Annotated in this window: 23 protein-coding genes; 14 read left to right on the forward strand and 9 right to left on the reverse strand. The window is 62.4% G+C overall.

The window, feature by feature from the left end; genetic code table 11:
* The first annotated feature begins 18 nt into the window (after positions 1-18).
* From kdpC to PSH78_RS08455, 3 genes are all read left to right on the forward strand, one after another.
* A complete protein-coding gene (kdpC, locus tag PSH78_RS08445; protein WP_305499723.1) occupies positions 19-564 on the forward strand; it encodes a potassium-transporting ATPase subunit KdpC in 546 nt (181 codons plus the stop codon).
* Positions 565-703: 139 nt separating this feature from the next.
* Positions 704-3352: a sensor histidine kinase KdpD gene (locus PSH78_RS08450; RefSeq protein WP_305499725.1), complete on the forward strand. Its 2649-nt coding sequence runs from the start codon at positions 704-706 to the stop codon at positions 3350-3352.
* Between the two features lie 48 nt (positions 3353-3400).
* Positions 3401-4099 (forward strand): response regulator, encoded by a 699-nt coding sequence (locus PSH78_RS08455; RefSeq protein WP_305499726.1) that lies wholly within the window; start codon positions 3401-3403, stop codon positions 4097-4099.
* 169 nt (positions 4100-4268) lie between these two features.
* On the opposite strand, the gene PSH78_RS08460 is transcribed toward PSH78_RS08455, so the two are convergent.
* Positions 4269-5306, reverse strand: coding sequence for a patatin-like phospholipase family protein (locus PSH78_RS08460; protein WP_305499728.1), 1038 nt, complete (start codon positions 5304-5306; stop codon positions 4269-4271).
* 207 nt (positions 5307-5513) lie between these two features.
* Between PSH78_RS08460 and PSH78_RS08465 the strand changes: the two genes are divergently transcribed.
* The 3 genes from PSH78_RS08465 (at position 5514) to PSH78_RS08475 (ending at position 7688) form a co-directional block, all read left to right on the forward strand.
* Positions 5514-5804, forward strand: coding sequence for a hypothetical protein (locus PSH78_RS08465; RefSeq protein ID WP_039588883.1), 291 nt, complete (start codon positions 5514-5516; stop codon positions 5802-5804).
* Between the two features lie 95 nt (positions 5805-5899).
* Complete coding sequence (locus PSH78_RS08470) at positions 5900-6661, forward strand: CHAD domain-containing protein (protein WP_305499729.1); 762 nt, start codon at positions 5900-5902, stop codon at positions 6659-6661.
* Positions 6662-6890: 229 nt separating this feature from the next.
* Positions 6891-7688: an acyl-CoA thioesterase II gene (locus PSH78_RS08475; RefSeq protein WP_305499731.1), complete on the forward strand. Its 798-nt coding sequence runs from the start codon at positions 6891-6893 to the stop codon at positions 7686-7688.
* A gap of 14 nt (positions 7689-7702) precedes the next feature.
* Here the strand turns inward: PSH78_RS08475 and PSH78_RS08480 are convergent, their stop codons facing one another.
* The 3 genes from PSH78_RS08480 to PSH78_RS08490 all read right to left on the reverse strand — a co-directional run bounded on the left by PSH78_RS08480 (position 7703) and on the right by PSH78_RS08490 (position 10586).
* On the reverse strand, positions 7703-8065 hold the full coding sequence (locus PSH78_RS08480; protein ID WP_305499732.1) for an Mpo1-like protein: 363 nt from the start codon (positions 8063-8065) through the stop codon (positions 7703-7705).
* Positions 8066-8352: 287 nt separating this feature from the next.
* The gene (locus PSH78_RS08485; protein WP_305499733.1) at positions 8353-9570 is read right to left on the reverse strand and encodes a methyl-accepting chemotaxis protein; all 1218 of its coding nucleotides are present in this window, start codon (positions 9568-9570) and stop codon (positions 8353-8355) included.
* 209 nt (positions 9571-9779) lie between these two features.
* The gene (locus PSH78_RS08490; protein WP_305499735.1) at positions 9780-10586 is read right to left on the reverse strand and encodes a TatD family hydrolase; all 807 of its coding nucleotides are present in this window, start codon (positions 10584-10586) and stop codon (positions 9780-9782) included.
* A 235-nt stretch (positions 10587-10821) separates the two neighbouring features.
* Here PSH78_RS08490 and PSH78_RS08495 point away from each other — a divergent pair, with 235 nt between their 5' ends.
* From PSH78_RS08495 to PSH78_RS08505, 3 genes are all read left to right on the forward strand, one after another.
* Positions 10822-12243, forward strand: coding sequence for a transglycosylase SLT domain-containing protein (locus PSH78_RS08495; RefSeq protein ID WP_305499736.1), 1422 nt, complete (start codon positions 10822-10824; stop codon positions 12241-12243).
* 99 nt (positions 12244-12342) lie between these two features.
* Complete coding sequence (locus tag PSH78_RS08500) at positions 12343-12777, forward strand: DoxX family protein (protein ID WP_305499737.1); 435 nt, start codon at positions 12343-12345, stop codon at positions 12775-12777.
* A 250-nt stretch (positions 12778-13027) separates the two neighbouring features.
* Complete coding sequence (locus PSH78_RS08505; RefSeq protein ID WP_305499738.1) at positions 13028-13336, forward strand: class I SAM-dependent methyltransferase; 309 nt, start codon at positions 13028-13030, stop codon at positions 13334-13336.
* A gap of 11 nt (positions 13337-13347) precedes the next feature.
* Here the strand turns inward: PSH78_RS08505 and greB are convergent, their stop codons facing one another.
* Genes greB through PSH78_RS08520 form a run of 3 tightly spaced genes read right to left on the reverse strand, consistent with a single transcriptional unit; the run spans position 13348 to position 17067 of the window.
* Positions 13348-13845: a transcription elongation factor GreB gene (gene greB, locus PSH78_RS08510; protein ID WP_305499739.1), complete on the reverse strand. Its 498-nt coding sequence runs from the start codon at positions 13843-13845 to the stop codon at positions 13348-13350.
* 34 nt (positions 13846-13879) lie between these two features.
* The gene (locus PSH78_RS08515) at positions 13880-16384 is read right to left on the reverse strand and encodes an ABC transporter permease (protein ID WP_305499740.1); all 2505 of its coding nucleotides are present in this window, start codon (positions 16382-16384) and stop codon (positions 13880-13882) included.
* Positions 16384-17067, reverse strand: a complete 684-nt coding sequence (locus tag PSH78_RS08520) for an ABC transporter ATP-binding protein (protein WP_305499741.1) — start codon at positions 17065-17067, stop codon at positions 16384-16386. Before PSH78_RS08520 ends, PSH78_RS08515 begins: the two co-directional genes overlap by 1 nt.
* A 10-nt stretch (positions 17068-17077) precedes the next feature.
* On the opposite strand from PSH78_RS08520, the gene PSH78_RS08525 reads away from it, so the two are divergent.
* The 3 genes from PSH78_RS08525 (at position 17078) to PSH78_RS08535 (ending at position 19245) form a co-directional block, all read left to right on the forward strand.
* Positions 17078-17683 (forward strand): arylesterase, encoded by a 606-nt coding sequence (locus PSH78_RS08525; RefSeq protein WP_305499743.1) that lies wholly within the window; start codon positions 17078-17080, stop codon positions 17681-17683.
* Positions 17684-17739: 56 nt separating this feature from the next.
* A complete protein-coding gene (locus PSH78_RS08530; protein ID WP_024776677.1) occupies positions 17740-18033 on the forward strand; it encodes a hypothetical protein in 294 nt (97 codons plus the stop codon).
* A gap of 240 nt (positions 18034-18273) precedes the next feature.
* The gene (locus PSH78_RS08535) at positions 18274-19245 is read left to right on the forward strand and encodes a L,D-transpeptidase family protein (protein ID WP_305499745.1); all 972 of its coding nucleotides are present in this window, start codon (positions 18274-18276) and stop codon (positions 19243-19245) included.
* A 129-nt stretch (positions 19246-19374) separates the two neighbouring features.
* On the opposite strand, the gene oprI is transcribed toward PSH78_RS08535, so the two are convergent.
* Positions 19375-19626: an outer membrane lipoprotei OprI gene (oprI, locus tag PSH78_RS08540; protein ID WP_011335311.1), complete on the reverse strand. Its 252-nt coding sequence runs from the start codon at positions 19624-19626 to the stop codon at positions 19375-19377.
* A gap of 166 nt (positions 19627-19792) precedes the next feature.
* Here oprI and PSH78_RS08545 point away from each other — a divergent pair, with 166 nt between their 5' ends.
* On the forward strand, positions 19793-20074 hold the full coding sequence (locus PSH78_RS08545) for a hypothetical protein (protein ID WP_305499747.1): 282 nt from the start codon (positions 19793-19795) through the stop codon (positions 20072-20074).
* A 185-nt stretch (positions 20075-20259) separates the two neighbouring features.
* The gene (locus tag PSH78_RS08550) at positions 20260-20541 is read left to right on the forward strand and encodes a GNAT family N-acetyltransferase (RefSeq protein WP_186610534.1); all 282 of its coding nucleotides are present in this window, start codon (positions 20260-20262) and stop codon (positions 20539-20541) included.
* 82 nt (positions 20542-20623) lie between these two features.
* Here PSH78_RS08550 and PSH78_RS08555 read toward each other — a convergent pair whose 3' ends face one another.
* Positions 20624-21700, reverse strand: a complete 1077-nt coding sequence (locus PSH78_RS08555; RefSeq protein ID WP_305499748.1) for a 3-deoxy-7-phosphoheptulonate synthase — start codon at positions 21698-21700, stop codon at positions 20624-20626.
* Between the last annotated feature and the right edge of the window lie 69 nt (positions 21701-21769).

Genomic DNA, 21769 nt, shown 5'->3' on the forward strand with positions numbered 1-21769 from the left:
TTCAACTGAGGATTTGAAATGTTCACCATGATTCGCCCGGCCCTGAGCCTCTTGCTCCTGATGACCTTGATCACTGGCATCGCTTACCCGCTGTTCGTCACCGGCGTGGCACAAATCGCTTTTCCGGCGCAGGCCAACGGCAGTCTGATCCGCGATGCCGACGGCAAGGTCCGCGGTTCCCGGTTGATCGCCCAGGACTTCAGCGGCGATGCCTGGTTTCATCCGCGCCCTTCGGCCGGCGCCTTCGCCACGGTCGCCAGCGGCGCGAGCAACTTTTCCCCGAGCAACCCGGCGCTGGCCGCCCGGGTCATCGATGATGCCGGCAAGCTGCAAGTGCCCGGCCAGGGGCCGGTGCCCCTGGCGCTGCTGAGCACTTCCGCCAGCGGCCTGGATCCGCACTTGCCTCCGGCCGCGATTGCCTATCAACTGGCGCGTGTCGCCGCGGCGCGCAACTTGCCGGTGTCGACGTTGCAGCAGTTGCTCGACAGCCATATCGAGCGGCCTTTGGTGGGCCCGCCGGTGGTGAACGTGCTGGCGCTGAACCTGGCCCTGGAAAACCTGTAATACCTGTAATACCTGTGGGAGCGAGCTTGCTCGCGATAGCGGTTTATCCGCCGACGGAAATGTCGGCTGAGTTACCGCCATCGCGAGCAAGCTCGCTCCCACAAAGGCTCCATCCCATTTCTGAAACAAGAGACCCAGCATGAGCGACTCCGGCCGCGCCGATGCACTGTTAGCCAACCTGCCACGCAACGACCGTGGCCGCCTCAAGGTTTTCCTCGGCGCCGCCCCAGGCGTGGGCAAGACCTACGCCATGTTGCAAGCGGCCCATACCCGGTTGCGCGAAGGAACCAACGTCATCGCCGGGGTCGTCGAGACCCACGGGCGCGCCGAGACTGAAGCCTTGTTGAATGGCCTGGCGCAACAGCCGATGGTGCGTTCGGAATACCGCGGCGTGATGCTCGAGGAGATGGATCTCGACGGCCTGCTTGCCGCTCGCCCGAGCCTGGCGCTGGTGGACGAGCTGGCCCACAGCAACGCTCCCGGCAGCCGCCATGCCAAGCGTTGGCAAGACATCCAGGAACTGCTCGCCGCCGGCATCGACGTCTTCACCACGGTCAACGTCCAGCATCTGGAAAGCCTCAACGATCAGGTTCGTGGCATCACCGGTGTGCAGGTGCGCGAGACTTTGCCGGACTGGGTCTTGCAGGAAGCCGATGAGCTGTTGCTGATCGACCTGCCACCGCGCGAATTGCTGGAGCGTCTGCGCGACGGCAAGGTCTATGTGCCGGAACAGGCCCGCGCGGCGATCGATGCGTTTTTCACCCAGACCAATCTCACCGCCCTGCGTGAGCTGGCCATGCAGACCGCTGCCGCGCAAGTGGACAACGACCTGGCCCAGGGTTATCGACAACTGGGCCAGTCGGCCCCGGCGGTCCAGGGCCGGTTGCTGGTGGGCGTGGACGCGGATCACCAGGCCGAACGGCTGGTACGCCACGCCAGCCGGGTCGCCCAGCGCCGGCATCTGCCCTGGAGCGTGGTGCATGTAGACAACGGCACGGCACGGGACGAGTCCTCGCGCCAGCGTCTGCAGAGCGCCCAGCAACTGGCGGAACGCCTCGGCGGCGAGGTCGTGCTGCTGCGGGCGGGAGAGGTCGCCAGGACGCTGATCCAGCACGCGATGCAACGGCGGGCCACGTTGGTGTTGGTCGGGCAGTCCCGCCAGCGTTTGCGCAGGCGCCTGTTCGGCGGCGGCCTGGCTTCGCGATTGCTGCGCGATGCCCGTGGGTTGGAGATCAACGTGCTGGACGGTGATGAAGCACCGCCGCCGCGCCTGCGTCCGGGCGCCGTCCAGACCGGGTTCGACTATGCGCTGGCGGTGGTGGCTACACTGGCCGCCAGTGCCCTGGCCTGGGGAGTTTCCGGGTTGCTTGCGTTGCCCAATATCTCCCTGGTATTTCTGATGGCGGTGTTGCTGGTGGCGGTGCGCAGCAGCCTCGGCCCGGCGCTGGCCTGTGCGGCGCTGTCGTTCCTGGCGTATGACTTTCTGTTCATCCCGCCGAATTTCTCCCTGACGATCCAGCGCGAAGAAGACGTACTGACGCTGGTGTTTTTCCTCTTGATGGCCGCCCTGACCGGCAACCTCGCGGCGCGCCAGCGTCGGCAATTGCAGGCGCTGCGCGACACCCAGCAGGAAACCGCCGAGCTGCTCGATCTGTCGCGCAAGCTGACGGCCGCGACCGATCGCCAGGCCGTGATCAGCGCCGCCGTGCAACACCTCAACAGCGAGGGCGATTTGCAACTGTGCTTGCTCAAGCGCGACGCACAGCACGGCTGGCACGTCGAGACGGCTGAACCGTTGACCTTCACCGAGGCCGAGCGCGCTGCCGCCGACTGGTCCTGGCAGCACGATCAGCCGGCCGGCGCCGGCACCGCGACGCTGCCGTCCGGGCGCTGGTGGTGGTGGCCCTTGTCGTCCGAGGGTGGCCCGCTGGGCCTGTTGGGAGTCTGCCTGAAAGACGGCAAGCCGTTGAGCGGTCAGCGTCGGCGCTTGCTGGCGGCGCTCAGCCAGCCGCTGGCCCAGGCGCTGGCTCGGGCGCAATTGGCGCAGGACCTGGAAGCGGCGCGCCTGCACGGCGAAACCGAGCAATTGCGCAGCGCCTTGCTGGCCTCCGTCTCCCATGATTTGCGCACGCCCCTGACTTCCATGCGCGGCAGCATCGATAGCCTGCTGGCGCTGGGCGAGGCGATCCCGCTGCAGGACCGTCGCGAATTGCTCGAAGGCACTCGCGACGAAGCCGAGCGCCTGGATCGTTATATCCAGAACCTGCTCGACATGACCCGCCTCGGCCACGGTGCGCTGAAGCTGGCGCGTGATTGGGTATCGCCGGCCGACATCGTTGCCAGTTCGTTGAACCGGTTGCGGGCGGTACTGGCGCCGCTGGCGGTGAGCATCGAAGTGCCGACCGGCTTGCCGCTGTTGTATGTCCATGCGGCGCTGATCGAGCAGGCGCTGGTCAACGTGCTGGAAAACGCCGCGCGCTTTTCGCCCGCCCATGGTCGGTTGCTGTTGAGCGCCGGAGCGACGACTGATGAAATACGCTTCGCCGTGGCCGATGAAGGGCCCGGAATTCCCGAGCCGGAGCGTGAGAAAATCTTCGACATGTTCTACACCGCTGCGCGCGGCGACCGTGGCGGGCAGGGCACCGGGCTGGGGCTGGCGATCTGTCAGGGCATGGTCGGCGCCCATGGCGGGCGGATCAGCGTCGACGAGGGGCTCGATGGGCGCGGCACCTGCATCACCTTGCACCTGCCCTTGCAGACACAACCGGGCATGGACGATGAAGCCTGACTGGCGCTGCGTTATGCTCTCGCCACTTGATGGAAATGAACGGACCCCATGAGCCAGAACGCGACCCTTTTGGTCATCGATGACGAACCGCAGATCCGCAAGTTCCTGCGGATCAGCCTGACCTCGCAAGGCTACAAGGTGCTCGAAGCCGAGACCGGCGCAGCGGGCCTGGCCCAGGCGGCGTTGAACAAGCCTGATCTGCTGGTGCTCGACCTTGGCCTGCCGGACATGGACGGCCAGCAGGTACTGCGCGAGTTTCGCCAATGGTCTGCCGTGCCGGTGCTGGTTTTGTCAGTACGCGCCAGCGAAGCACAGAAGGTCGAGGCGCTGGACAACGGTGCGAATGACTACGTGACCAAGCCTTTCGGCATCCAGGAGTTCCTCGCCCGCGTGCGCGCGCTCCTGCGCCAGGCGCCAGCGGGCGAGGCACCGTCGGCGGCATTGACGTTCGGCCCGCTGACGGTCGACCTGGCTTATCGCCGGGTCCTGCTGGACGGCGCCGAAGTGGCCCTGACCCGCAAGGAATACGCGGTGCTGGCGCAACTGGCGCGACATCCGGGGCGGGTCATCACCCAGCAGCAACTGCTCAAGGATATCTGGGGCCCGACCCACGTCGAAGACAGCCATTACTTGCGCATCGTCATCGGTCACCTGCGGCAGAAACTCGCCGACGACCCGACCCGGCCGCGGTTCATCGTGACCGAGGCGGGGGTGGGGTATCGCTTGTTGGAGGAGGGTGGTGCTTGAGTTTCAAGCCAAGTGCTGTTGTGGCGAGGGAGCTTGCTCCCGCTGGGCTGCGAAGCAGCTCCAAAAACTTCAGACATGATTTTTCCTGACACACCGAGTGTTCAGGTTTTAGGGCCGCTTCGCAGCCCAGCGGGAGCAAGCTCCCTCGCCACCGGGAATCTTGCGATCATTAGCTCTGCTCACTCTCATACCGATCCAACGTATCGCTGGCAATCTCGCGTCCCAGCGCGATCAGCTCCGGTGCCTTGTAGAACTCGAAGAACCGGCACACCCGTTTTGGCACGTTGATCAGTACATCCGGCGGGTAGCCGGCGATCTTGTATTGGGCCAGCGACGTCTGCATCACCTCGAAGCTCTGGTTGATCAGGTCGAGCAACGAGGCCGGCCCGACGTTATCGATGATGAAAGAGCCGGTGGCGGATTTCGGCGCGCCTTCGATTTCCGGCGCGGCGGCCGGTTGCTGGCCTTCCGGTTCGGCCGAATCAAGCCACGGGTTGATGTCGGCCGCCTCGGCCTTGAGGGCTTCCTGTTCCAGCAGCAACAGTTGTTCGGCTTGTTTGCGGCGAAACGGCAGCCTTGAACCGAGGGAACTGACCAGAGTGTCGAAGCGTCGCCGGAACGCGGCGGGGCGCTGGATCACGGGCAGCCGGTATTGCTTCTGGTTGGTGGCGTTGAGGTTGACCGCGATGATCAGGTCGCAATGGCTCGACACCACCGGCACGATCGGCAGCGGATTGAGCAAGCCGCCATCCACCAGCATGCGGTTGCCTTGCATCACCGGGGTGAACAGGCTGGGAATCGCCGCCGAGGCGCGCATCGCCTGGTGCAGGCAGCCTTCCTGGAACCAGATTTCCTGCTGGTTGGTCAGGTCGGTGGCCACCGCCGTGTAGGGAATGCGCAGGTCTTCGATATTGAGCTCGCCGACGATCTTGCGAATCTGCCCGAAGACTTTTTCGCCGCGAATGGCCCCGAGGCGAAAGCTGACATCCACCAGCCGGAGCACATCCAGGTAGTCGAGGCTTTCGATCCAGTTGCGGTAGTCTTCGAGTTTGCCCGCCGCGTAGATCCCGCCTACGACCGCACCCATGGAACAACCGGCGATACAGGCGATGTCGTAGCCGCGTCGTTCGATTTCCTCGATCACCCCGATATGGGCATAGCCCCGGGCGCCGCCCGAGCCCAATACCAATGCGACACGTTTTGTCATGAGCAGGCCTCTTGTCAAACAGACGTCAACAATGCACCCATCGACGGGCCGGCTCAATCGCTGTGGCGCAGGCGTCGTTTTTTGACACGCCGCAGCGGCATTTGCGTATGCTCGTGCCCACTTGAATATAGCGGCCGCGCCGAGGCACTTTTTGCCGGCGAAACCGTCTTACCAGCACGACTGTTGACCTGACTTGAGGTGTTATCGATGAAAGCCCGGATCTGCCTGCCCCTGGTGGCATCCCTGATGGTTCTGGCACTGGCCGGTTGCGCCGGCAAGACTGCTTACCGCGACAGCTGCGGCAGCCAGCTAGACAGCGCGTGGCGCGAACTTGACCTGGCCAAGGCCGAAGGCTTCGCCGGCACTGTCAGCTACTCCAAGGCTCTTTCATTGCTGACCGGGGCCAAGACCCAGCAGCAATTCGAAGCCTTTGAGGGCTGCACCAAGAAAGCCGAGAAGGCGCGTTTCTACATTCGCGAATCCCGCGCGGGACGATAAACACAGCGGCGAGCTGCAAGCTGTAAGCAGAAGCGAAACTGCTTTTTCTTGCGGCTTGTAGCTCGAAACTCGAAGCTGCGTACGGAGTACGCCCGATGATTGATCGGCTGGTGGCCCGGATTCTGGGCCTGGAAGTTCGCCTGCTGGCCTGCCAGGCCCGCTTGAATGCTCATACCGACAGCGAAGCTTTGCACGACCTGCGGACCACCGTTCGCCGTCTGCGCAGCCTGCTTCGTCCGCTGCGCGGGTTGCCCGGCGTCGAGCAGTTGGAGACAGCCGCATCGGCAGTCGGCAGCCTGACCACCCCCTTGCGCGACCGTGAGGTGCTGGCGGCTTATCTTCAGCAGCACGGCAAGACCGAGGCCGCGCAGCGACGCCAGCTGCAAATGGCCGAGGCCTATCCCGCCGTGGCCAGCAGCCCGGAGCTGGCGCATTTGCTGATGATCCTCGATGCCTTCCCACGCTTCATCCGCGCTGCCCAGCGCCAGGGTCTGCTTGCGGGGTTGCGCAAACGTGTCGAAAAGCGCCTCGACAAACAGTGGAAAAAGCTCGGCGAAGCCTTGCGCGATCCGGCTCATGACCGCCACCGACTGCGCCTGCTGATCAAGCGCGTGCGTTATGCCATCGAAGCCTATCCCGAACTCGACCGCTTGCCGGAAGCGGCCATGCCCCGACTCAAGGCCGCCCAAGGCGCGTTGGGCGATTGGCATGATTGCTGGCAATGGCTGGCGCGTGCCGAGCAGGAAGCCGACTTGCGGGCCTGCGTACCGGTCTGGCGGATCACCATGGAAAAGGCCGAGGCCAAGTCCGACCGGGTACTTGAAAAACTCATCGTCAGTTGCTTCGAGAAATCCTGAATCTACCCGAACCCCTGTGGGAGCGAGCTTGCTCGCGATGGCGGTGTATCAGTCAATCCTTATGCAAACTGACCCACCGTCATCGCGAGCAAGCTCGCTCCCACAGGGAATCAAGGCGTATTCAGAACCGACGGCTTTTCTGTCAGCCTCTTTGGCCGGAATGAGCGCTGTACTGCCCGCTCGGGATAGTTAATATCCGTCATCGTTTTCCCATCTCTTCGAGGTTGCCATGCGCTTTTCCGATTTGATCGATGCCGTGCGTCATCAGCCAGGCGCCGTCACCATTCCACCTGAATGGGGTCAGGGCCGGGCCAGTTTTGGTGGCTTGGTAGCGGCGCTGCAATACGAGGCGATGCGTGCCCGGGTTCCGGCCGATCGCCCGGTGCGGTCGCTGGCGATCACCTTTGTCGGCCCGGTCGAGCCGGATGTCCCGGTCAGTTTCGAGGTCGATATATTGCGAGAGGGCAAGGCCGTCAGCCAGGTGCTGGGGCGCGCTGTGCAGAGAGGCCAGGTAGTGACCGTGGTGCAAGGCAGCTTTGGCGCATCGCGAACCTCGGTGGTGGCGGTACAGGCTGATCCCGCGCCACCGTTCAAGGACGTCGAGCAATGTCAGGAACTGCCCTACATCAAAGGCGGGACACCGGAATTCATGCGGCACCTGGCGATGCGCTGGAGCGTCGGCGGCCTGCCGTTTTCCGGTAACAAATCCCGAAGCATGGGCGGCTGGGTGCGCTTGCGTGGTGATGTGAAAGAGGAGTCGCTGAACGAAGGCCATATCCTGGCTTTGGTGGACGCCTGGCCGCCAGCGTTGTTGCCCCATCTTACGCAAATGGCGCCGGGCAGCACGCTGACCTGGACCATCGAGTTCGTCCAGCCATTGCTTGAGCTCACGACATTGGATTGGTGCCAGTACCTGGCCGAGATCGAGCACGCCCAGGATGGGTATGGCCATGTCGCGGCGAAGTTCTGGAGCGCCGATGGGCGCTTGATCGCCATGAGCCGGCAGACGGTGACGATCTTCGGCTGAGGTGTTACGGCGATTCAGTGACGGTGGCGATCCCGCCAGGCCCGCCACCATCCGCCGCTGAGGAAAAAGCGTGGAAAGGTCAGGAATTGTTCCACCAGCAGGCGCGACATGGCGTCCTTGCGATCGCTGAAAGGCTCTGAGGCCTGCGCCTCAAGACCGTGGCCATGGCGCTGCAATCCGAGTGCGGCGAGTACACCGATCACGCCGATGGCGACATCGCCCAGGCTCAGGCTGAAGACGCCCGACACGATCAACAGAAACGCGACAATGAACAGCGGCACCGCGATCAGGTGCAACACCAGGTTGGTCGGGTGGCGGTGATTCTCGGGATAGGCGCGCCATTGCCAGGCCGGAAGGTTGGGGTGACGTTTGCCCATGATGCTTTGTCCTTGAGTCCGTGAAATCCGAATAACCCAAGAATAGGCCGGGCCAGGCAGGGCGGCGAATCACGGTTGGCTATCGCAACGATAGGCGTCATAGGCATAAGGCTGTTGTGAATCTCCGTGTCCTGATGACAAAGACTTTCTTCATGAGCAGAATCCGCTCTCGTGGCGAGGGAGCTTGCTCCCGCTCGGTTGCGCAGCGACCGTAAAATCCTGGGGCCGCTGCGCAGCCCAGCGGGAGCAAGCTCCCTCGCCACACGGGCGATGCAGCAGATCCGGAATTACAGCTTCAACTGCCCAATCGCTTTGTTCAACTCACCCGCCAGCGTCGCCAGCTCATCGCTGGTGGCGGCCGAATCCACGGTCTGGCGCACGGTATTTTCGGTCACGTCGCGGATGCTCACCACCGCCCGATTCATGTCTTCGGCCACCTGGCTTTGCTGTTCGGCGGCGACCGCGATCTGCGTGTTGCTCTCGCGCATCTGCGCCACCGCCTCGGTGATCTGCAGCAACGCGTCGCCGGCCTCGCAAGCCTGTTGCACGCAGTCGTCAGCCTTGTGCGAGCTTTCCTGCATGAACTCCACCGCATCGCGGGTGCCTGCCTGCAAGGCCGACACCATGGCGGTAATCTCGTCGGTCGAGGTCTGGACCCGCTTGGCGAGGTTGCGGACTTCATCAGCCACGACCGCAAAGCCGCGGCCCATTTCGCCGGCTCGCGCCGCTTCGATGGCGGCGTTGAGTGCCAGCAGGTTGGTCTGCTCGGCGATGCTGTGGATCACGTTGACCACACCGTTGATCTTCTGGCTGTCCTGCGCCAGGCGCTGGATCATCTCGGCGGTCTGCTGCACGCCAGTGGACAGCCCGGTGATCGATTGCTGCACGCGACTGACCACTTCCCGTCCGTTACCCGCCAGGATATCCGTGGTTTTCGACAGGTCGCGGGTGGCGCCGGCGTGTTGGGCGATGTGATAGACCGTGGCGGTCATCTCATTGATGGCCGTGGCAGCCTGATCCGTTTCGCTCTGCTGGCCGAGCATGCCCTGGCGCACATCGTTCATGCTCGAAGCCAGGCGCGTCGCACCGCTATCCAGCTGTCGAGCAGTGCTGGCAACGGTGTCGACCACCCGCTGGTAGCCAGCTTGCAAGGCATTGAATGCAGCGGCCATCTGGCCCACTTCGTCCTTGCAGGCCAAGGGCACGCGGGCGGACAGGTCGCCGCTTTTTTCGACATGCAGCATCACGTCTTTCAACGTGTTGAGCTGACTGAGGAGAAAGCGGATCAAGAGCTGCGATGCTCCCAACATCGCCAGCATCAGCACGAATACTGCCACGGCATACTGACTGAAGCGTTCGCCGAACACCTGGCCCAGGCTGACCCCTCGGACCTGTTGTTCAAGGTGCATGGCATAAAGCACCAACAGCAAGGTGGTGACAAAGGCGACCGCATTGACCGCCCAGAATTTGTACTTCAGCGAGATATTGCTAAGCCAGGCACCCATGGAAGGTCTTCTCTGATAGCGGAAACAGTTTTGGCAAGGTGCCAGTATTCTGCTGCTATTCGGAAGACTGGGTTTTGATGTGGGTCAACGGATACCAGGTATCCCTTGTGGGAGCGAGCCTGCTCGCGAAGGCGATCGATCTACTGCAGATAATCTGACTGACAGACCGCTTTCGCGAGCAGGCTCGCTCCCACAGGGCCCCATTCCGGTCAGGAAATCACCGGCAAGCCGAAAAACGCCCGCGCACACGCCGTGCTATGGGCCGCCAGGTCTTCCTCGCTTTCGCCCCGGTGCAAGGCGACTTCACGCAATACGTCTGTCAGATAGGCCGGCTCATTACGACCGTTCTTGGGCTTTGGGCGCAGGGTGCGGGGCAGCAGATACGGGGCGTCGCTTTCGAGCATGAGCCGGCCGCGGGGAATTTCCCGCACCAATGGGTGCAGATGTGTGCCTCGGCGCTCATCGCAGATCCACCCGGTAATGCCGATGTGCAAGTCCAGGTCGAGGTAACTGAACAGCGCTTTTTTCTCACCGGTAAAACAATGCACCACAGCGGCGGGCAAGCGGTCGCGAAAATCCCGAAGAATCTCCAGCAGTCGCTGGTCGGCGTCGCGTTCATGGAGAAACACCGGCATTTGCAACTCCGCGGCGAGCGCGAGGTGTTCTTCGAGGACTTTCTCCTGCTGCGGGCGGGGCGAGAAATCACGATTAAAATCCAACCCGCATTCACCCACCGCGCGCACACGGTCCTGCTTGAGCAGCTCGTGCAAATGCCTGGCGCTGTCAGCTGTCCAGTCGCTGGCGCTGTGGGGGTGGATGCCGGCGGTGGAAAACAGTCGCGTCCCGTCTTCGTCGAGCTGCTGGCACAGTTCCAAGGCCTGTTCGCTGCCCTCGATGCTGGTGCCGGTCAGCACCAACTGGCAGACCCCGGCGGCATAGGCGCGTTCAAGCACCGCCTGGTGTTTTTCGGCGAAACTGGGGTTGGTCAGGTTGACGCCGATATCGATGAGTTGCATGGTGCTACCTCGGCCCAAAGGCCGGAAAGCATACCAGAGCTGTAGATTTATAAGAAAAGCCAAGAACTACAATGAGTTGCGGCTGTCTGTTGAGGCCACGAGACAGGTCGGGGTGGTATCAATGCCATCGCTGTGCCAGTCTTTCGCACTTTTCAGCGCCCCACGGTGCTCTGTTTTGCCGAATCAACCACGGTTTGCCACCGGGTTGGCTCGGCAACATCCTTTCGGAGTGTGGATGGTTCGTCCCCAGGTATTGCTACTGCTGTGTTGTTCGCTGCTGTTGCCAATGGCGGCCGAAGCACGCCTGCCCGGACCGTTGCAAGTGGTGGCGCCGGGCACCGTGCGTGACCTGGCGCAGATCCGCAGCAGCCGGGTACTGAAGGTGTTGGTCAACCAGAGCCGCAACAGCTCCGGTGAAGTCCAGGGCCAGCCCATCGGCGTCGAATACCATCGCTTGCGGGCCTTCGAACAGTACCTCAATGGTCATGCCCGGGATGGCCAGGAAATCACCCTCAAAATCATTCCCAAGGCCAAGGATCAATTGCTCGGCGCACTGCAGCGCGGGGAAGGGGATCTGGTGGCGCCCGGCGAATTGCTTGAGCCGCAAGCCGGCCATGCGGTGAGCGCCAGTGAGCCGATACGCACGGATGTGCCGTTGCTGCTGGTGGGGATCAAGGGCGAAAAACGTTATTCGCGCGTGGAGCAATTGTCTGGCAAGACCCTGGCGCTGCCCAACGGCAGCGCGGCGGGGGATGCGGTCAGCCAGATCAACCAGAAGCTGGCGTTGCTCAAGTTGCCGCCGGTGAAAATCGAATGGGTCGATCCCACCCTGGCGGTGGAAGACGTGTTGGAGATGGTCCAGGGCGGGATCTTCCACCTCACCATCGTCGAACAACCCATCGCCGAACGCTGGGGCAAGATCCTGCCCAAGTTGCGCTTCGACCGCCAGGTGCTCATCGGCGAGCCCAGTGACGAGTATTGGTTCGTCCGCCGCGACGCCGCCATGCTGCGGGCGAGCATTGATCGATTCCTCACCACCTATAAAGTCCCCGACAACCAGGACGCCGCATTCCTGCGTATCTACCGACGCTTGTACCAGGTTCACTACCCGCTGGCCCGGGCCAATCGCCAACGCCTGGAAAAACTTCGGCCGGTGCTGCAAAAACATGCCCAGGCCCAGGGCATGGACTGGCTCAACCTGGCGGCCCTGGCGTTCAAGGAGTCAGCCTTGCAACCCAACGCGCGCAGCGGCAGCGGCCCCACCGGCCTGATGCAGATCACGCCGTCCGCGGCCCAGCGGGTCGGGGTCAACAACATCCAGGACCTGGATGCCAATGTGCAGGCCGGCGCCAAATACCTGGCCATGATCCGCCGCAAATTCTTCTCCAGCCCCAAGCTCAACGAGCGCGAACGCATGGCGTTTGTCCTGGCTGCGTACAACATGGGACCGGAGCGAGTCCAGGGCATGCGTGCCGAGGCTCGGCGGCGAGGCTTGAACCCTGACCAGTGGTTTTTCCAGGTCGAGCGAATAGCCATGGAGCAGGTGGGAATGGGCGCCGTCAGCTACGTTAATAGCGTGAACAAGTATTACCTGGCGTTTGATCGAGAGCGTGAATCGCTGGAGCCTCCGGAGCGAAAGGTGGCTTCGACCAAATAATCTAATTTATAGATTGTTTTGGTGGGTTTTTTGCGCTTTTTACCTGCGATTATTTGATTAATATAGCGCCCAACACACACATCTCCCAAGGAATGCACCATGAGCACGTTCATCAATAAGGTTCTGTTTTCCCGCGCCGGCTACGGCCTGACTGTCCTGCGCATTGTCGTCGGCGTCATTTTCGCTGCCCACGGCTCGCAGAAACTGTTCGGGCTGTTTGGCGGCTACGGGTTGGCGGGCACGGCACAGTGGATGGAGAGCATCGGCCTGACGCCTGGCTACCTGATGGCAACCCTGGCCGGTGGCACCGAGTTTTTCGCCGGGCTGGCCTTGATCATCGGCCTGCTGACGCGCCCGGCGGCTTTGGGTCTGGCCTTCCTGTCACTGGTGGCGATTTTCTCTGTGCACATCGGCAACGGTCTGTTCATGGCCAACAACGGTTATGAGTTTGCCCTGGCCTTGCTGGCCGGCAGTATCGCGGTGTTGATCGAAGGTGCAGGCAAGCTGTCAGCGGATAACGCCATCGCCCGTTGATAACTTGCTCAAGACAACAAGGCCCGTCCAGTACGGGCCTTTTTTGTGCGCGTCGATTCTTGACACTGGCCAGTCAGCTTCTCTAGGATGCCGCTCATGCGCCGATTTAAACAGCTACTTGCGGGGCGCCAGGTGACTCGTCCAGTCATCGACAGAAGCCGTGAAACAAGGCTTCGAAATACCGCTAAAGCGCTGGTTCGGTGTTGCCTCTCACCTGCCATGCAGACTTTTGAGGCAGAGACACGACACAATGAACGCATCCAGCCCCCTTGTACGTCTGGCGCCGATCACGGCGAACCTGCTGCAACGCAATCCGAAAATTCTTCTGGGCGGTACCCATCAGCCTACGCTGTTGCGTTATCTCGACGGCTGGCCGCGACGCAGCCACGGCCCCGCGGCCTTCCTGATCCAGTTTGTCGAAGACGGTGAATCGCTGGCGCGTTTCGCCAACGACAGTTTCGACCTGGCGGTGATCCAGTCGCCAACGGCGGCGGATGCTGCCGAAATGATCCGGCACTTGACCCGTGTTGCACGGCAGGGGCTGATCACTCGCCGTTGAGGCGAGTCGGGCTACGGATAGCTGATATCGACGATGTAGACGAGCTTTTCTCCGGTAGGCGCCTGGACCCTGACTTCAGCGTCCAGCGCCTTGCCAATCAGGGCGCGGGCCAGGGGCGAGTCGATACTGATCAGGTTCTGCTTCAGGTCCAGCTCGTCAGGCCCGACGATGCGGTAGCGCGATTCCTTGCCGTCCTCATCCTCAACGGTGACCCAGGCGCCGAAATACACCTTGTTCGGGTCGCTGGGCTTTTCGCTGACGACCTTGAGTGCTTCGAGGCGTTTGGTGAGAAAACGCACGCGACTGTCGATTTCCCTCAGCATTTTCTTGCCGTAGGTGTATTCGGCATTTTCCGAGCGATCACCCTGGGCCGCTGCTTCGCTGACCGATTGGGTCACCTGGGGGCGGCGGACATGCCACAGTTCATGGAGCTCAGCGCGCATCCGCGCTTCACCTTCGGGGGTGATCAGCGCGGTGCCGGCGGTACGGGGTGGACGATAGCGGCTCATGGCGACTTCTGGTGATGGCGAGGCCCGAAGTCTATCAACCCTCGCGCAACACTGTCAGCGGGCTGGCGTTGAGCGCCCGGCGAGTGCCAAATACGCCCGCCGCACCGATCAGCAACGCGCCCACCAGCGGCAACACCAACAGCCATGGATGCGGATGCCACGGCAAGTCGAACGCATAACGGTAGAGCACCAGGCTGACCAGTTCCGAACCCAGGGCCGCGAGCAGACCGCTGACCGCACCCAACAGGCCGAACTCGATGCGCCGGGCCTTGGTCAACAGCGGCCGCTCGGCGCCCAGGGCACGCAGCAGCGCGCCTTGGCGAATCCTTTCGTCGAGGGTGGCCTGCAAGCCGGAGAACAGCACCGCCATCCCCGCCGCCAGCACAAACAGCAATACATATTCCACCGCCAGGGTCACCTGGGCCAGGATGCTGCGCAGCTGTTCGAGCAACGCCTCGACTTGCAGGATCGTCACGGCCGGGAAGGCGCGGGACAGGTCGACGATCTGCTGGTCATGGCCGGGAGCCAGATAGAAGCTGGTGAGGTAGGTTGCCGGCAGGTCCTTCAGCGTACCGGGCTGGAAGATCATGAAGAAGTTCGGCTGGAAATTGTCCCAGTTGATTTCCCGCAGGCTGGTGACCTTGGCTTCCCGGTTGAGGCCGCCGACGTTGAACACCAGGCGGTCGCCCAGTTTGATCTTGAGGTTCTCGGCCACCTTGCCTTCCACCGAAACCCCCGGGATATCGTCCGGTGGCTGTTGTGGCCACCAGTTCCCGGCCGTGACAACGTTGCCCGCCGGCAGCTCGGCCGCCCAGGTCAGGCTCAAGTCGCGTTGCAGCGCACGGTCACCGGCCGAATCCTTGGTGACGAACTCCTTGGCCGGCTCGCCGTTGATGCTGATCAGCCGTCCCGGTACCACGGGGTAGAGCGGGGCCGACTGCGCCGACAACGCCATCAGCTTGTCGGTGAAGGCCTGCTTGTCGTTGGGCAGGATGTTCAGGGCGAAATAGTTCGGGGCGTTTTTCGGCAACTGGTTTTGCCAGGTGTCGAGCAACTCGCCGCGCAGCAGCGCGATCAAGGCCATGGACAACAGGATCAGGCCAAACGCCAGGGCCTGGCCGGCTGCCGCCAGGGGGTGGCGCAACAGCTGACCGAGTCCCAACCGCCATGGCAGCGAGGCCCGGGCCAGCATCCGACGCAGGCTCTGTAGCACCAGCAACAGCAGTCCGCCGAGCACCAGTGCGGCAATCACCCCACCACCGAGCAGCGCGAAAGTCAGCACCAGGTCCAGGCTCAGGCGCCACATGATCAGCCCGAGCGCACCCAGGGCCGCACCGTAGACCACCCAGCTACTGGAGGGAATCGGCAACATGTCCCGACGCAGCACGCGCAACGGCGGCACCCGGCCCAGTGCGGCGAGCGGCGGCAAGGCAAAACCCGCCAGTGCCACCAGCCCGGTGCCGATCCCGGCGATCGCCGGCAACAGGCCACCCGGGGGGACGGCGGTGGGCAGCAAGTCATGCAGCAAGGCAAACAATCCCAACTGGGCCACCCAGCCCAGCAGCGCACCGCTGATGCTCGCCAACAGGCCCAGCACGGCCAATTGCAGGCTGAACAACACCATGGTTTCCCGGCGCGACAGGCCAAGGCAGCGCAGCAATGCACTGGCATCGAAGCGTCGAGTGGCGAAACGGTTTGCCGAGAGGGCCACGGCAACGCCGGACAGCAGCACCGCCACCAGGCTGGCCATGTTCAGGTAGCGCTCGGCCTTGCCCAGGGCGCCGCCGATCTGGCGATTGCCGTCGCGAGCGTCCTGCAGGCGCTGGTTCGGCTCAAGACCTGGCTTGACCAGGTCGCGATAGGTTTGCAGCGCCGACGCCGGGCCGCGCCACAGGTCGCGATAGCTGACCCGGCTGCCGGGTTGAACCACGCCCGTGGCGTCCAGGTCCTTGAGGTTGATCATGACGCGCGGGGTCAGGCTGTAGAAATTACCGGCGCGATCGGGTTCATAAGTCAGCACGCGGCTCAGGCGAACGGTCTTGTTGCCGACATCGATGCTGTCGCCGATCTTCAGGTCCAGTGCCGTCAGCAGCCGTGCTTCGACCCAGGCTTCCCCTGGGGCGGGGCGTCCGCCGGTTTCTTCCGGGGCGAAGGGCGCCGGGGCGCTTTTCAGTTCCCCGCGCAAGGGATAGATGTCATCGGCTGCCTTGACGCTGGACAGCTGGATACCGTTGTCGGTGGCGACAACGCTGGAAAACTCCACCACCCGGGCATGTTCCAGGCCCAGTTCGGTGCCGCTGCGGATCTGCTCCGGGCGGGCAGGGGAGCTGCCTTCGAGCAGCAGGTCGGCGCCGAGAAATTCGGTCGCGCGCATCATCATCGCGCCATTCAGGCGGGCGCCGAAGTAACCGATGGCGGTGCTCGCCGCCACGGCCACCAGCAGGGCGAAGAACAGCACGCGCAACTCGCCGGCGCGGGCATCGCGCAGCAACTGGCGCAGGGCAAGGCTGAACAGGCGCAACAGGGGCAAGCGTGCCATCAAGGCTCCAGGGGCGCGACCATCAGGCCGGCTTCAAGTCGGATCAGGCGCCGGCAGCGATGGGCCAGGCGTTCGTCATGGGTCACCAGCACCAGGGTGGTGCCGCGTTCCTTGTTCAGCTCGAACAGCAGATCGCTGATGCGTTCGCCGGTGTGGCTGTCGAGATTGCCGGTCGGCTCATCGGCGAACAGCACGTCGGGCTCGGCGGCAAAGGCGCGGGCAATCGCGACGCGTTGCTGTTCGCCGCCCGAGAGCTGGCGCGGCGAATGCGTCAGTCGTTGGCCGAGACCGACTCGTTGCAGTAGTTGCGTGGCGCGTTCCCGGGCATCCTTGCGGCCATCCAGTTCCAGCGGCAGCATGACGTTTTCCAGCGCGTTGAGGCTGTCGAGCAGTTGGAACGACTGGAAAACGAAACCGACGTGTTCGGCGCGAACCCGGGCGCGCTGGTCTTCGTCCAGTGCGCTGAGGGCTTGGCCGGCGAGGGTTACTTCACCGCTGCTGGGCAGGTCGAGGCCGGCCAGCAGCCCAAGGAGCGTGGATTTGCCGGAACCGGACGCGCCGACGATGGCCAGGCTGTCGCCCTTGTTCAGTTCCAGGCTGAGTTCGTGCAGGATGGTCAGTTCACCTTCCGCGCTGGGAACCACTTTGCTAAGGTCCTTCGCGGTGAGAATGCTTGAGCCCATGGAGAATCCGATGCGAGTGTGGTTTTTGAGTGCCGGCCTGGCCTTGATGTGCATGGTCCAGAACGCAGCGGCGGGTACAGTCCTGATCGTTGGCGATAGTATCAGCGCGGCTTTCGGCCTGGATACCCGCCAAGGCTGGGTGTCGTTGCTGGAACAACGGCTCAAGGCCGAGGGTTTCGACGATAAAGTGGTCAATGCATCGATCAGCGGCGACACCAGCGCAGGCGGCCTGGCGCGCCTGCCGACGCTGCTTGCAGCCCATAAGCCGGAGCTGGTGGTCCTGGAGTTGGGAGGCAACGATGGCCTGCGTGGACAGCCGCCAACACAATTGCAACAAAACCTTGCAGCGATGATCGACAGCTCCCGCGCCAGCGGTGCCAAGGTGCTTTTGCTGGGCATGCAGCTGCCGCCGAACTATGGGCGACGCTACACCGAGGCTTTCTCGAAGGTCTACAGCACCTTGGCCGAGGAGAAAAAAGTCCCGCTGGTGCCGTTTTTCCTCAAGGATGTCGGCGGCGTGCAGGGAATGATGCAGGGCGACGGATTGCACCCGTCCGTCGCGGCCCAGGGCAAGTTGCTGGAAAATGTCTGGCCGACGCTGAAACCGCTGCTTTGACGCTTTTCTACAGGCGGTCTTTCGGCTAATGTGGCGCCCCCGATTTGGAGCCCCCGATGCCGCGTCCCGCCTGGTCCCTGTTTGCCTACCAACTGATCGAGCCTGACGAACAGCTGGATCTGTTCGCCTGCCAGGAAGTGCGGGTGCATCTGGTGACCCGGCAGCTGGAGCTCGGCGGCTCGGCCGACCGGACCCTTTGCGGCAGTCTTTTGCCGGCGCAGCCACGCTGGTCGGCTGTCGACCGGAGGATTTTCCAGGACCATCGCCTCTGCTCCTTGTGCCGGGCGATCCTGGAATCGCAGAAGCGCGGTACCTCGCCGATCTGGCCGGAGCTGCGCTTCGAGTTGTGATCCCCTGATTCCGAGCATGTCCCTTGTGGGAGCGAGCCTGCTCGCGAAGACGGCCGCACGTCGGGCATCCATGCAAGCTGATCCATCGCATTCGCGAGCAGGCTCGCTCCCACGGGATCCTGGTCTGTCTCAAAATCTGCTACACATCGGACGCTTCGGCGCCGCTCTCCCCGAAATAACGGGACGCAGTGTACAATCGCGTTTTCATACCCTCTGTTCGATCTGCGAAGGATTTCCCGGATGTTGCCGCGCTTGCCTGCCGTCGCCCGCTGCCTGTCTCTTGCCGCCCTGTGTATGGCGGGGCCCGTTGCTGCATTGGAGCTGCCTCTGCCGCCACCGGGTGAAGACATCATCGGCCAGGTGCAGGTCATCAAGGCCAAGTACGAAGACACCTTCGCTGACCTGGGCACGACCTATGACCTGGGTTACACCGAGATGGTCGCCGCCAACCCGGGCGTTGACCCGTGGTTGCCGGGTGCCGGCACTGAAATCGTCTTGCCGACCCGTTTCATCCTGCCACCGGGCCCGCGCGAAGGCATCGTGATCAACCTCGCGGAATACCGTCTCTATTATTTCCCCAAGGGGCGGAACGTGGTCTACACCTTCCCGCTGGGAATCGGTCGCGAAGGTTGGGGCTCGCCCATCGCCCACACCAGCATCATCGCCAAGACGCCAAACCCGACGTGGACCCCGCCGGCCTCGATCAAGGCTGAACATGCCGCCGACGGCGATCCCTTGCCGAATGTGGTTCCGGCCGGCCCCGACAACCCGCTGGGCCCGTTCAAATTCACGCTGGGAACCCCGGGTTACCTGATCCATGGCTCGAACAAGAAGTTCGGCATCGGCATGCGTACCAGCCACGGTTGCTTCCGGATGTTCAACAACAACGTGCTGGAGATGGCCGGCATGGTGCCGGTGGGGACTTCTGTCCGGATCATCAACGACCCGTACAAGCTGGGCCTGAGTGGCGGCAAGGTTTACCTGGAAGCCCACACTCCGCTGGACGACAAGGGCAACCCGTCGGTGGTGGACAAACACACCGCGGTCATCAACGCGATGCTCAAGCGTGAGGATATCACCAGCAACTTGCGCATGAACTGGGATGTGGTGCGTGACGTGGTGGCCGCTGAAGACGGCCTGCCGATAGAGATCGCTGTTCCGAGTGCCTCGGCACCGATGGTATCGAGCGCGCCGATCGACCTGACGCAATAGGGCGACGCGCCAACCTGACCCGCCCACATCCAGGGATGTCGGCGGGTTTTTTATTGCCCGGAGAAAACGCCGGGCAATAAAAAAGCCGACCCAGTAATGGGTCGGCTCGATAACAATCCCGAAGGACTATTACTTGCGGCTAGCTTTTTCCAGCATGCGCAGAGCACGCTCGTTAGCTTCGTCAGCAGTCTGTTGTGCTTTTTGAGCAGCAGCCAGAGCTTCATCAGCTTTGCGGTAGGCTTCGTCTGCACGAGCTTGGGCGCGAGCTGCTGCGTCTTCGGTGGCAGTCAGACGTGCTTCGGTTTCTTTCGATGCGCTGCTGCAACCGGTAGCCAGAACTGCGGCCAGGGCCAGAGCAGAGAATTTCAGAACGTTGTTCATCGTGTTCCCCTTCAAAGGACTTTCTATTTAGTGACTGTCTCCCCAGAGTGAGGAGTTAGCCGGCGTACATACTACTCATTACTTGTAGTAAGTAAACTGACGTAGCGCAAGAAGCAAAAAAATTGTAGGCGGTGATTCTTTTTCAAGCAACTTTTCCGAGCGGTGTTTGAAAAATACCCAGCGCCAAGCCCCGGAATGGAGCACGGCGATGATGAAAAGTTCCGTTGACGCGGCAACTCACAGGCCTGCGCTAAAGTCGCTGTTTATTGATTCCCTTAGAGTTTTGTTCATTTTTTGTGCAATCGTCCCGGCATCTTTTATTGCCGGTGACGGTGACTTTAACAATCGGCGCTCGTCCAAGACTCAACAACTGGCGATGTTCACCTATTGCGCCTTGGGCGACTACGGCGCGCCGTGTCGCTCAATCGATAAACCCGTCGAGGTTTAACACCTCGGTGACAGGCGTGCCTTGAGCATTTGCGTCATTGGTGCCTACTATTCACGACGTGCTCGGGTTTGAGCGATTGGTTTTTTGCGCTCGGTGACCAGACAGGCACGGGGTGGCGTAGATGTTCCTTCGCCGGAAAAACATCGGTAAGGTAGGGGTCGCATTCAGACCCGCGAGGAGTAGTGATGAGCGAGGCGGTTTCCATCCACCATGACCAGGCTGGTCATCAGTTCGAGACCATTGTGGACGGTCATCGTGCCTATCTGACCTACATGGACCTGGGCAAACAGACCCTGGACATCTATCGCACCTTCGTGCCTAACGCGCTGCGTGGCAGGGGGATTGCTGCGAAGTTGACCGAAGAGGCGTTGAAGTATGCTGAAGAAATGGGCTACACGGTGATCCCGTCCTGCTCCTATGTGGAGCGCTACATGGAGCGGCACCAGCGGCACGCGGCGAAGCTCTGACGCGATGATTCCCGATAAAAAAACGCCGGACTGAGAAGCCCGGCGTTTTTTTATGTGTTGAAGTTCGGGGAATAAAGCCCGATCAGCTGCGCTGACGCTTTGGCAGCACGTCCTTGAGTTTGGCGTGCATGCCGCGCAGGGTCTTCTCGGTGGCGCTCCAGTCGATGCAGGCATCGGTGATGGAGACGCCGTACTGCAAATCGGCAAGATCCTTCGGAATCGCCTGGCAGCCCCAGTTCAAGTGGCTTTCGACCATCAGGCCGATGATCGACTGGTTGCCCTCGAGGATCTGGTTGGCGACGTTCTCCATCACCAGCGGCTGCAATGCCGGATCCTTGTTGGAGTTGGCGTGGCTGCAATCGACCATGATGTTCGGCTTGATGTTCGCCTTGTTCAGCGCCTGCTCGCACAGCGCGACGCTGACCGAGTCATAGTTCGGCTTGCCGTTGCCACCACGCAGTACGACGTGGCCGTAGGCGTTGCCCTTGGTGGTGACGATCGAAACGCCGCCTTCCTGGTTGATGCCCAGGAAACGGTGAGGACTGGACACCGATTGCAAGGCGTTGATCGCCACGGTAAGGCCGCCGTCGGTGCCGTTCTTGAAGCCTACTGCCGATGACAGGCCGGAAGCCATTTCGCGGTGGGTCTGGGATTCGGTGGTGCGCGCGCCGATGGCCGACCAGCTGATCAGGTCCTGCAGGTATTGCGGGGAGATCGGGTCCAGGGCTTCGGTGGCGGTGGGCAAGCCCATTTCGGCCAGGTCCAGCAGCAACTGGCGACCGATGTGCAGGCCATCCTGGATCTTGAAGGAGTCGTCCAGGTAAGGGTCGTTGATCAGGCCTTTCCAGCCGACGGTGGTCCGGGGCTTTTCGAAATACACCCGCATCACCAGGTACAAGGTGTCGGAGACTTCCGCCGCGAGCACTTTCAGGCGCTCGGCATATTCATGGGCGGCCTTGATGTCATGGATCGAGCAGGGCCCGATGACCACGAACAGGCGATGGTCGGTGCCGTCGAGAATGTTGCGGATGACTTCCCGGCCCTTGGTCACGGTGCGCAGTGCAGCATCGCTCAGGGGGATATCGCGCTTGAGCTGGTCAGGCGTGATGAGGGTCTCGTTGGAGGCGACGTTAAGGTCATTGATCGGTAAATCAGCCATCGTGTTACTCGTCAGGTCACGGGTGCCGGCCGCCAGCGATCCCCGCGCGGCGGTGCACAGCGGATTTAA

Origin of the sequence: Pseudomonas sp. FP198 (genome assembly GCF_030687895.1) — a bacterium.
Classification (GTDB): domain Bacteria; phylum Pseudomonadota; class Gammaproteobacteria; order Pseudomonadales; family Pseudomonadaceae; genus Aquipseudomonas.